We start from the raw sequence: 12,019 nt of genomic DNA on the forward strand, positions 1-12,019 counted from the left end.
CAACTTTGAGATACGATCAACTATTCACCAAAACACTACTGGCCGCCATACTTACGAGTATGGTCATGAGTGTTTCAGCGAACAACAAACGTGATTCGCTGAATATCTTGAATCGTATCTATAATTACCAGCAGGCCAACACTGAAGCCATCGACAGTCTTGAGGATCAGGTGTACGCCAAGTTCCGCTACCATGTGGACAAACGCAATGCCGTATTGTGGCTCATCCCCTCTATGTATGTGATGGCTAAGGACGAGAGGGATTATATCCGTGAGTCGTACAGCAAGGTATTATTCAAGAATGCGCACGATTACAACATCTCCAACCAGTTGCTGTCAGGCACCATCCGTCGTAACCGCAAGGCACTACCTACCCTGCTCGACTACATGACGCCCAACATCTACGATATCGACCTGTACAATGGGCACATGCTCTCGCCCTTCAATAAATGCAATCGCAGGTATTACCGTTTTACCCAGAAGCTGCAACACGACGGCACCACCCGTCTGGAGTTCCGTCCGAAGATATACAACACGCAGTTGCTGAATGGTTATGCCATTGTTGACACCAATACAGGACGCATTATCCGCACGCTACTGAATGGCGAGTATGATATGCTTACCTTCCGCACAGAGATTACACAAGGCGAAGAAGGCGGGCGCTCCATCATGCCAGCCAAATGTACTACAGTAGCCACTTTCCGATTCATGGGGAACAGGATTTCTGCCCTGTTCGATGCCAACTATAACTGCGAAAAGTCGCTACCCGATTCTGCCGGGAAACAGGACAGCAGAGATTTGATGGACGAGGTTCGTCCCATACCGCTTACAGAAACAGACAGGCTGATCTATGAAGCCTACGACCAGAAAAACCGTCATGACTCGATGGTACAAGACACGCTCCCCAAGAAACAGCGACTTTGGAAGAAGATTTTCTGGGATACCATTGGTGAGAACCTGGTTACTCCTATCAAGGCAGAATCGGAGGAAGCCAACTTCAGCATGTCGCCCATCATCAACCCGATGTACGTAAGTTACAGTCATGCCCGTGGTGTGCGTTATAAGATGCGCTTCCGTTCGCAATACAACTTTTCGGCCCATCGTTATCTAACGCTCAACCCCACGTTTGGTTACACCTTCAAGGACCATCAATTCTACTTTACGGCCCCACTCCGTATGACGTATAACCCAAAACGTAACGGATATACCGAGGTCGTGTTTGGTAATGGTAACCGCATCAGTACATCTACGGTGATGGATGTGATTAACGCAGCCCATCAGGACACCATCAACTTCGATAATACGGATATTGACAAGTTTAAGGACCAGCATTTCAGCATCATCAACAATATCATGTTGTTCGACTGGTTGGATATCGAAACAGGTTTCATATACCATCGCCGTTCAGCTGTTAACAAAGAGTTGATGAAGTGTTACAACATGCCAACAGAATATCGCAGCTTTGCCCCGAGCATCGGTTTGAAATTCTCGCCTTGGCTGAATCGTGGCCCTGTTCTGTCGGCCGACTACGAACGAGGTGTTAAGGGTGTTAACAAGTCGGATTTAGAATATGAACGCTGGGAGTTTGATGCCCAATGGAAGAAAAAGATTCCTGGTTTGCGATTGCTCAACATGCGTGCTGGTGCAGGTTTCTATACCAATAAGAAAGACAACCTGTTTGTGGATTATGCGAACTTCCGCGATGAAAACCTGCCAGAAGGATGGGACGACGACTGGAGTGGTAACTTCCAACTGCTACGTAGTCGTGTGTACAACCAGTCAGATTACTATCTGCGTGGCAACGTGTCGTATGAATCGCCCATGCTGGTGGCCACATGGATTCCCTACTTGGGAAAATATATTGAGAAAGAGCGCTTTTACCTGAGTGGAGTATTGCTTCAGGATTCGCGTCCCTATTACGAATTAGGCTATGGTTTTACCAATAGGTATATCTCTGTTGGTGCCTTTGCCAGTTTCCATAACACCCACTTCGACCGCATTGGCATAGAGGTGGAATTTGAACTTTTCAGAAGATGGTAAACGAAACACAGAAATCACTCACAGTATATAAGGCCAGTGCTGGAAGCGGTAAGACTTTCACGCTCGCTACAGAGTATATCCGTCTGCTGGTAGAGAATCCGCAGAGCTATCGCAACATTCTCGCAGTGACCTTCACCAACAAGGCCACAGAAGAGATGAAAATGCGTATTCTCAGTCAGCTGTATGGCATCTGGAAACAGTTGCCTGAGTCAGACAACTATCTGCAGAACATCCAAGCGAAAACAGGTCTTAAGCCAGAGGTTATCAGCGAGCGAGCCGGGTTGGCACTCAACAATCTGACTCACAACTATAACTATTTCCGTGTGGAGACCATCGACACATTCTTCCAAAGCGTGCTGCGTAACATGGCTCGCGAACTCGACCTGACCACCAACCTACGTATTGGATTGAACGATTATCAGGTAGAAGAGTTGGCTGTCGATCAGCTGATAGAAGATCTGACCACAACAGATGTGATGCTGCAATGGATTCTGAAGTACATCATGGAGAACATCTCTGATGATAAATCGTGGAACGTGATAGCACAGATTAAAAAGTTTGGTCAGAACATCTTTAAGGACTATTATAAAGAGGTGAGTCTCACCCTCGAACAGAAGATGGGCGAGGAAGGATTCTTTGAGAACTATACCAACTGCCTGCGCGAGTTACGCCACTCGACCGAGGAGCACATGAAGGAGATTGGCGAATCATTTTTCGACACGCTCGAAGGTGAAGGGCTTACCCCCGACGATCTGTCGAACAAACAACGCGGCATTGCCAGTTTCTTCAACAAACTGAGGCGAGGCGATTTCGATCCCAGCATCGTCAACACTACCGTAGCCAACCACCTTGAGAATCCAGAGAAATGGTGTGCCAAGACACATCCCAAGCGGGATATTATTATCCAGTTAGCCGAAAGCACACTGGGTGAAATACTCAGATATGCAGTAGATGCGCGCGAACAGCAATGGAAAGTCTATCAGTCAGCCAACCTCACCTTACGCCATCTTAACCAGCTACGCCTTCTAAGCAGTATTGAGAAAAAGGTACGCGAACTTAACGAGACAGATAACCGCTTTCTGCTGAGCGATACCCAGCAGTTGCTCCACTCGCTCATTGATGGCAGCGACTCACCTTTCATCTTCGAGAAAATAGGCACCCAACTCAAGCACGTGATGATCGATGAGTTTCAGGACACCTCTACCATCCAGTGGCAGAACTTCAAGGTGCTGCTTTCAGAGACCATGAGTCATGAAGATGGGAGCAACCTGATTGTGGGCGATGTAAAACAGAGTATCTATCGATGGCGCTCAGGCGACTGGCGCTTACTGAATGGTATCGAGCACCAGTTCAACGCCATGCTCATGGATATAAAATCGCTCTCAACCAACTACCGCTCTACACGTAACGTCATCGAGTTCAACAACCAGTTCTTTACCCATGCTGCCAACTTAGAGTATGCAGCACTCGAGGAGTTGAACTGTAACGAGCGCGACCAGCTAAAGAAGGCCTATGCCGACGTAACGCAGCAAGTTCCTGAGAGCAAGCCACAAGAAGGCAGGATTACCATAGAACTGCTTCCTAACGAAGAGTATCAGGAAGAAGTTCTGGCTCACATGACTGACAACGTGAGTCAGCTCATCGACCAAGGCGTTAGTCAGAAGGATATCGCCATCCTGGTGCGCTATAACTTCCATATCCCCATCATTGCCCAGTATTTTCTGGAGCATCTGCCTGAAGTAAGCATTGTGAGCGATGAAGCGTTCCGTTTAGATGCATCGGGCGCTGTATGTCTGATGATTCTGGCTCTGCAACTCTTGCTAACGCCCGATGACCAACTTACTAAGGCAGCCATTGTAAAAACCTGGCTCTGCACCGTTCAGGGTAAGGAACTGAGCGATAACGAGTTCATGATAGCAGGTGCCGACCTCGATGCCTACCTGCCCGAGGCGTATATAGCCCACTTTGATGAGCTATCTACCTTGCCACTCTACGAGTTGGCCGAGAAGATATATGCTATCTTCGAGTTACATCGCTTAGAGGGTCAGGGCGCCTACCTGTGTGCCTTCTACGACCAGTTGGCCAACTACGTTAACGAGAATACTACAGATATCCAGGCATTCCTGACAGAGTGGGAAGAGTCGCTTTGCAAGAAGACTATCCAAAGCGATGAAACCAACGGTATCCGTCTGATCTCCATCCACAAATCAAAAGGATTGGAGTTCGATCATGTGATTATCCCCTTCTGCGACTGGCCCTTGGAAAAAACAACTGACAACATCATCTGGTGCCAGCCTGACGAGGCACCTTTCAACGACCTGCCCATCGTACCTATCGACTATAGTCAGAAGGCAATGATAGGCACCATCTACGAAGGCGACTACCTGCACGAACACCTGCAGAACATAGTTGATAACCTGAACCTGCTGTATGTGGCCTTTACCCGTGCTGCCAAGAGTCTGTTTGTAATTGGCAAGCGTGGTGCTAAGACCTCACGTTCGGCTTTGATTGAGCTCTGTCTGCCTTTAGTGGCTGGCGATATGCCTGATGCCCAGTTGGAGGGTATGGAGAACAATGACGCGACGATTGTATTCTCTATGGGCTCGTTCTCTATTGGTCCGACAGCGCAGGAAGAAACAGCTCCCAGCCAGAACCCCTTCCTACAGAAATCAGAGGCTGTGCATGTGGCCATCCGTAACTTCGAAAGTAAGGTGAACTTCCGTCAGAGTAATCGCAGTCGCGACTTTATCGAGGGCGACGAGCTGGATCAGCAGCATCGTTACATCCAAGCTGGTAGCGTATTGCACGAAATATTCTCCACTATCCAAACTGAGAAGGATATTCCAGAAGCTCTGCAGCGTTTGCAGTTCGAGGGTATTCTGTACGACGAGGAGATGACAGCCGATAAGATTACCACCATGCTGCGTAAACGTCTGGCCGACCCACGTGTAGCCTCGTGGTTCTCGTCCCGCTGGACGCTCTTTAACGAGTGTACCATTCTCTCTGTTGAAGATGGCGAGGTTAAGGAGCATCGTCCCGACCGTGTGATGACTGATGGCAACGAGTGGATTGTGGTCGACTTTAAGTTCGGCCACCCCAACTCTGATTATCATGCCCAGGTGCGCCGTTATATGGACCTTTTGCAGTCGATGGGGCATCAGAACATCAAAGGCTACCTGTGGTATGTTTACAGTAATAAGATTGAAGAAGTATGAAAAGTTTCCTTGAACATGTAGCAGAAGACCTGCTTTCCAGATATGGCACCAATCTATCACGAGTAGCTGTGGTGTTCCCTAACAAGCGTGCATCGTTGTTCCTTAACGAGCACTTGGCACGCTTGGCGCAGAAGCCCCTGTGGAGCCCTGCTTATATTACCATCAGCGATTTGTTCCGCTCGCACTCTAAACTGCAGGTAGCCGACCCTATCCTGCTGGTATGCGAACTGCACCGTGTGTTTACAGCCTGTACAGGTATCGACGAGACGCTCGACCATTTCTATGGTTGGGGACAGCTGTTGCTTTCCGACTTCGACGATCTTGATAAGAATATGGCGCCTGCCGATAAGGTATTGGCCAACCTGCGCGATATCCACGAACTCGACGACACCTCGTATCTCACCCCAGAACAGCGTGAGATGATTAAGCGCTTTTTCAGTAATTTTTCAGAAGAGCACAACTCAGAGCTCAAGGAGCGATTCTTGCACCTGTGGAGCCATATTGGCGATATCTATCACCAATTCAACCAAAAACTGGCCGAACAGCAACTGGCCTACGAGGGTGCCCTCTATCGCCAGGTGGCAACGGACGAGACGTTGGAATTTGAATACGACACCTATGTGTTTATTGGTTTCAACCTGTTGCAGCAAGTAGAGCAAACACTCTTCAGCCGATTAGAGAAGCAGGGCAAGGCCATTTTCTATCAGGATACAGCTGAGGTACCACCATGCCATATCAACCTGATTTCGGCTCCTACCGAGAATATCCAGGCACGCTACATCAGCGAATGGTTGGACGCCGATCGCATAAACGATGGTCGCAAAACGGCCATTGTGCTTTGCAACGAGGGCTTGCTGCAAACGGTTATCCATTGTCTGCCTGAGAATGTTGACAAAATCAATATCACCACAGGTTATCCACTTGGACAGACATCGATAGCCTCGCTCATTAATACGCTCATCAATATGCAGGTGCATGGTTATTCGTTGCGCAAGCAGACCTTTGCGCGTAGATGGGTTGAGAGCATCAAGCGTCATCCTTACGCCACACTGATGCCCAACGATTTTGCCAGTCAGCGCTATACCGATATCCAGCCCTTACTGCATTGGCTCATCAGTCTCACACAAACCATCGCAACCTCCAAGAGTCCTATCATCGACTCCCCACTCGATACAGAGAGCCTCTTCCGCATGTACACCTTGCTTAATAGATTAAGTGGACTGGTGGATAGTGGCGATCTTCAGGTTGATGTAATTACGCTACAACGCCTGATTGTACAGCTGATATCAACCACCTCTATCCCCTTCCATGGCGAACCTGCCGAAGGTATCCAGGTGATGGGTGTGCTCGAAACGCGAAACCTCGACTTCGACCATGTGCTTCTGCTTTCGTGCAACGAGGGTAACATGCCACGTGGCGTTAACGACACATCGTTTATCCCCTACGCCTTGCGTAAGGCCTACGGCTTGACCACTATCGATTACAAGGTATCTATCTACGAACATTATTTCCATCGTCTTTTACAACGTGCAAAAGATGTTACTATCCTGTATAACAATGCCACCAGCGATGGTAAAACAGCCGAGATGTCGCGCTTTATGCTACAGCTGATGGTTGAGAACAAGATTCCTATTTCGTATCAATCGTTAAAGGCAGGTCAGACACCTCAGCTTCACGCCCCCAAGGTTATTGAGAAGACACCAGAAGTCATGTTGCAGATGCAGAAACGCTTCGAGCCTAAGCGTGGCGGTATCAGTCCTACGGCCATCAACACCTATCTGCGTTGTCAGCTACGCTTCTTCTACCACTATGTATGTGAACTGATTGAACCTGATACCACAGAGGACGATCTGATAGACAATCGCCTGTTTGGTAACATCTTCCATAAGGCCGCCCAGCTACTGTACCAGAACATGACATCGACCACTATCACCTCGATGATGCTCGATGATCTGCTAAAAGAGGCTGTCACCATTGAGCGCACTGTCGACGAGGCTATCAAGCAGGAGTTCTTCAAAATCAACGATCCCTCGCGTCCATTGCCTCCACTCGATGGTCTGCAACTCATCAATCGTGAGGTAATCATCAAGTACCTGCGCCAACTGGTGGAGGCCGATCGTCGTTTGACCCCCTTCCGCATACTGGGTCTCGAAAAGTGGGTCGACATCCATATTGGAGGTTGGAAGATAGGCGGTATTATTGACCGTTTAGACAGCATTACCGATCCTGAGACGGGTGAGGAACGTATCCGTGTTATCGACTACAAGACAGGTGCGCGCCACCTGAAGGCCATGCCTGACGTAGAGGCCATCTTCTCTCAGGAAGCCATCAAGGATCATAGCGACTACTTCTTACAGACCTTCTTATATGCCCATATCATACGCTCTAATACGGCGCAGCCAGTGTCACCCTGCCTATTGTTCATCCAGCATGCAGGTAGTGAGGACTATGATCCCACTTTAAAACTCGGAAAAGAAACGGTCACAGATATAGCGACGTATGCAGATGCATTCATCGCGTTGTTCAAGCGTCAGTTGGACGAGATGTTCAATCCACAGATATCCTTCTGTCCTACCGATGATCGTCATCGTTGCGAGTCATGCCCTTATGCCTCACTCTGCCGAGGCTAAGGGTGCATTCTCTTCACGTTCTTTCAGCTCCTTACGCAGTTTCAGCTCATCCATATAGCCAGCGGTAATGATACCAGAAGGCAGCGCGATGATGGCAATACCCACAATCGACGAAAGGATACTGATAACACGTCCTGTATTCGAGATAGGATACAGGTCGCCATAGCCCACGGTAGTCAGCGTACATGCTGCCCAATAGAAGGCGTCGAAGAAATTTCTAAACAATGGTTGCCCTGTCATGGGATTAATGATATCCTCAGCATTAAACATAATGAGAGCTGTAATGAAAATATAGAACAGAGCCAACGAAGCTACTGTCCACAATATTTTCCCCTGTTTGCGCACCACGGCTACAATAAGCATCAGCGGTTCGAAGTAACGCACCACCTTAAAGATACGCAACAGTTTCAGCAGTCTCGACACACGCACAACCTTGAACGTAGGTGATATCATATTGAAGACAGGCAGGATTGACAACAGGTCAATAATAGCCATAGGCGTAAACGGATACACCACATACGCACGCCAATCCTTGTATTTCGACTCAAAGTCTGCAGTAGCCCATCTCAGGACATAATCGATGATAAAGAGGAGACTGGAGATCAGATCCATCCACCAGAACCACTTGTTATAGTGTCTGAACATGAGTGGGAACACGCCAATCACGATAGCCAGCAGCATCACAAAGCTATAGATCCGTGCCTGTGCACTCAGCCTGGGTGTCTTCACGATATCGTACACAATTTTTCTCCAATTTGTCTCCATAGTATTATCTGTTTTTGTTATTAGTAAACCAGCTGTGTGTAAAATGGTACATGCCCAGTGCCAGCACTACCAATACCAACGCTACTATCAGTGCTGTGATGGTATCGCCATGAAACAAGGCTATGCCAATACCCACGCCCCATGCTATACCACTTTCCCAACCAAGCAGGAAGGTACTCTGCGAAGTGCCTCGCTGACAGTGTCGACTCAACTTGATAAAAAACAACAAGAATCTTGAACCTATCAGTCCGATACCCATGCCTATGAACAGAGGAGCTGCCACCATCACAATAGGCAGGTCGCGCGTAATCATCATGAGCAGCGCAGCACCTATCAGAATCAAGCCAGTCACCACCTCACTCTTCAACTCTGCATCCTTGAAAACGAAGCGCTGCGATAGGATTGCGAGCACAAAACCCATCATCATTGTAGAGTAGAAATGCTCTGAAAGCACTACAGAAAAGATCAGGCCTATGGCCAGAGTCACCAACTGCAAATTGACAAACAGGGGGAATCCGTGAGGCAGGAAGAAACGGTCTAAACTCATCGTTGGGATATCATCTTGAGGCGCACGGAAAGGGAAGTTCACCAACAATACCAACACCATCACAGCCACAGCGCACACCATGGCGGCTGTCACTACGAGGTGGAAACCACCAATGCGCCAGAACAGCAGTCCTGCCATTGGTCCCATCGACAAGGCGAAACGCGAGAACCAGGCTGCCGAGTGGTTAGCCTCCGTGCGTTGGAACGATTCGCTGGTATCAATGATGAGTGTACTTGTCAGCACCATCTGTGCCAATCCGAAGACTGCCCCCCAGGCAAATCGCTGCACAAAGATGACTACAGGCGAAGTTACATGCATATGCAGCCCATCAAGATAATACAAGGTAGCTATTAAAAGAGCTTCGACCATTACCGCAATGATGCACACCTGATTTCTACGATAGTGCTGAACCATATACGATATGAATGCGCCAAGTGCGAAAAGTCCTACGCCGAATGCTCCCATGGCGATGCCAGCATCCTGTGGCGAGAACTGCTGTTCTTCCAGCAGCCATTGCGGCATGGTAGGCACCAGCATATAGATGGTCATAGCCAATAGGAAGTTGGCAATTGCCATCAGCCAGAAATCCTTATGCCACAACCTGATGTGTACGGGCGTGTTCTGAGAATTCATTTTACGATTTGAAACTATTTCGGGTGCAAAATTAGTAATTTTCTGCGAGAAATTTGTTATTTTCGTATTTTTAGTGTATTTTTGCGCAAAAAATAAGTAAAACAACATGTCTTATCGAATAAAATGGACGTTTTTTCTGCTTTTACTGATGGTTCTCTGTAGTTGTAGCAACGAGAACGACGGCAAGCTCACATTCGAACGCCTGGAGGCGGAAAAGAGCGTCAAACTCTCTAACGAGGAACTCTCACCGCTATGCAGTGTGAGTCTGAAGATGGATTGCGCAACCAAGGAGAGTGGTAAGGTAGGCGAAAAGATTAATAGCACCATCGTGTACCGTCTGTTTAATCAGGACGGCATCAGCATGCAGGCTGCTATGAATCAGTATACTGATGCCTATACCCTTTCATACAAGCAGCACATGCTGCCACTCTATAACGAGGATCGCGCCGATACCACTAAACGCTCGTGGTATGAGTTCCACTACATCATCAATGCCACAGCCGAACAAACCTCACGCCGCACATTAGCCTATCTGGCTACCATCGACTACAGCGAGGGGCATGCCAACAGCATTCACCAACTTGTGCCTTTCAACTTCTACTCAGCCACTGGCGAAGAGATTCTTCCAAAGGATATCTTCGTGGCAGGCTACGAGACCCAGTTGCCACGCCTGCTACTTGAAGCCCTTATGCAGAAAGCAGAGGTCAACGACCTGAGCCAGCTGAAGGAGAAAGGCTATCTGACCACTGTCGACATGTACGTGCCCGAGAATATGATTGTGAGCGACAATACCATCACCTTCATCTTCAATCCCTCAGAGATTGCCTCACTCGAGCTGGGCACCATCGAGTTGGTACTCACCTATGCCCAGATGCAGAAATTCATCAAGACATCATTTATCAAGACACTACAATGAACGCAGAGATTATCTACAGATACTTCCCCCATCTGAGTGACGAACAGCTGAAACAGTTTGCCGCCTTAGGCGAACTCTATCGCGATTGGAACAGCAAGATCAACGTGATCTCGCGCAAGGATATCGACCACTTCTACGAGCACCACGTGCTCCACTCATTGGCTATTGCCAAGATTGTAAACTTCCGTCCAGGCACGCGCATCCTCGATTTTGGAACAGGCGGCGGCTTCCCTGGTGTACCCTTATCCATACTCTTCCCTGAGTGCCAGTTCAAACTTATCGACGGCACAGGCAAGAAGATTCGTGTGGCACAGGAGGTATGCAATGCCATCGGCCTGAAAAACTGCGCCCCAACCCATCTACGTGGTGAGGACGAGAAGGACAAGTACGATTTCATTGTCTCACGTGCTGTGATGCCCCTATCCGATCTGGTCAAGCTCATGCGTAAGAACGTCTCTAAAACCCAACAGAACGCACTGCCCAATGGTGTCATCTGTCTGAAGGGTGGTCATCTGGAAGCAGAATTGAAACCTTTCCAGCGCATCGTAGAGACAACGGACATCTCACAGTTCTTCAGTGAGGAGTGGTTTAAGGAGAAATACATTATCTATCTGCCACTATGATCACCGTCAAGTCGTTCTGTTTCAATCTCCTTCAGGAAAACACCTATGTGGTGAGCGACGATACACACGAGTGTGTTGTCATTGATTGTGGCGCCTACTATGAAGAAGAGCGCCAGGCACTGGTCAACTATATCAACAACGAGGGGCTCAAACCTGTCCATCTGTTGTGTACCCATGGTCACTTCGACCATAACTTCGGCATCGACACCATCTATCAGCAGTATGGTCTTCAGCCAGAGATTTCAGCTGATGACGAATGGCTCATCAGCGATATTCCAGGTCAGTTCGAAGCGATGGCAGGTATCCGTCTCAAGCGTAGCTATCCAGCGCCAGCCCGTTACTTCAGGCAGGATGAGGTCATCCGTTTCGGTACCCACCAGTTACAGGTACTACGCACCCCAGGCCACACCCCAGGCGGCGTGAGTTTCTATTGTGCCGAGGAAAAAAGTGTGTTTACAGGCGATACATTGTTCCGCATGAGCATAGGCCGCACCGATTTCGAACGTGGCAGCTATGCCGATATCATGCACAGTCTGCAGTCTGTTCTTGCTGCCCTGCCTGCCGATACCAGAGTCTATACTGGTCATGGGCCGCAATCCAATATCGGCGACGAGAAACAGTATAATCCTTATATGAACGCATAAAAAAAAG

At 48.5% G+C, this 12,019-nt stretch carries 8 protein-coding genes; 6 read left to right on the forward strand and 2 right to left on the reverse strand.

The features are described from left to right. Positions 1 to 5 precede the first annotated feature (5 nt). From T495_RS0110660 to T495_RS0110670, 3 genes are read left to right on the forward strand one after another with little or no spacing between them, the layout of a single operon-like run. Positions 6 to 2,039 carry a DUF5686 family protein gene (locus T495_RS0110660; protein WP_155993586.1) on the forward strand — a complete coding sequence of 678 codons (2,034 nt, stop codon included), beginning with the start codon at positions 6 to 8 and terminating at the stop codon, positions 2,037 to 2,039. Then, positions 2,033 to 5,254, forward strand: a complete 3,222-nt coding sequence (locus tag T495_RS0110665; RefSeq protein ID WP_033148639.1) for an exodeoxyribonuclease V subunit beta — start codon at positions 2,033 to 2,035, stop codon at positions 5,252 to 5,254. Before T495_RS0110660 ends, T495_RS0110665 begins: the two co-directional genes overlap by 7 nt. Continuing rightward, positions 5,251 to 7,884 (forward strand): PD-(D/E)XK nuclease family protein, encoded by a 2,634-nt coding sequence (locus T495_RS0110670; RefSeq protein WP_033148640.1) that lies wholly within the window; start codon positions 5,251 to 5,253, stop codon positions 7,882 to 7,884. The genes T495_RS0110665 and T495_RS0110670 overlap by 4 nt, the downstream gene beginning before the upstream one ends. Here T495_RS0110670 and T495_RS0110675 read toward each other — a convergent pair. Both T495_RS0110675 and T495_RS0110680 read right to left on the reverse strand, forming a co-directional pair. Beyond that, positions 7,867 to 8,649 (reverse strand): ion transporter, encoded by a 783-nt coding sequence (locus T495_RS0110675; RefSeq protein ID WP_033148641.1) that lies wholly within the window; start codon positions 8,647 to 8,649, stop codon positions 7,867 to 7,869. The genes T495_RS0110670 and T495_RS0110675 overlap by 18 nt on opposite strands. A gap of 4 nt (positions 8,650 to 8,653) precedes the next feature. After that, on the reverse strand, positions 8,654 to 9,829 hold the full coding sequence (locus T495_RS0110680; protein WP_033148642.1) for an MFS transporter: 1,176 nt from the start codon (positions 9,827 to 9,829) through the stop codon (positions 8,654 to 8,656). A 148-nt stretch (positions 9,830 to 9,977) separates the two neighbouring features. Between T495_RS0110680 and T495_RS0110685 the strand changes: the two genes are divergently transcribed. The 3 genes from T495_RS0110685 to T495_RS0110695 are packed head-to-tail and all read left to right on the forward strand — an operon-like array spanning position 9,978 to position 12,012. Then, positions 9,978 to 10,745 carry an RsiV family protein gene (locus T495_RS0110685; RefSeq protein ID WP_028903102.1) on the forward strand — a complete coding sequence of 256 codons (768 nt, stop codon included), beginning with the start codon at positions 9,978 to 9,980 and terminating at the stop codon, positions 10,743 to 10,745. Then, positions 10,742 to 11,368: a 16S rRNA (guanine(527)-N(7))-methyltransferase RsmG gene (rsmG, locus tag T495_RS0110690; RefSeq protein ID WP_028903101.1), complete on the forward strand. Its 627-nt coding sequence runs from the start codon at positions 10,742 to 10,744 to the stop codon at positions 11,366 to 11,368. The genes T495_RS0110685 and rsmG overlap by 4 nt, the downstream gene beginning before the upstream one ends. Continuing rightward, entirely contained in the window at positions 11,365 to 12,012 is a 648-nt protein-coding gene (locus T495_RS0110695; RefSeq protein ID WP_033148643.1) for an MBL fold metallo-hydrolase, read from the forward strand. Before rsmG ends, T495_RS0110695 begins: the two co-directional genes overlap by 4 nt. Positions 12,013 to 12,019 lie beyond the last annotated feature (7 nt).

Origin of the sequence: Prevotella sp. P6B1 (assembly GCF_000702825.1) — a bacterium.
Taxonomy (GTDB): domain Bacteria; phylum Bacteroidota; class Bacteroidia; order Bacteroidales; family Bacteroidaceae; genus Prevotella.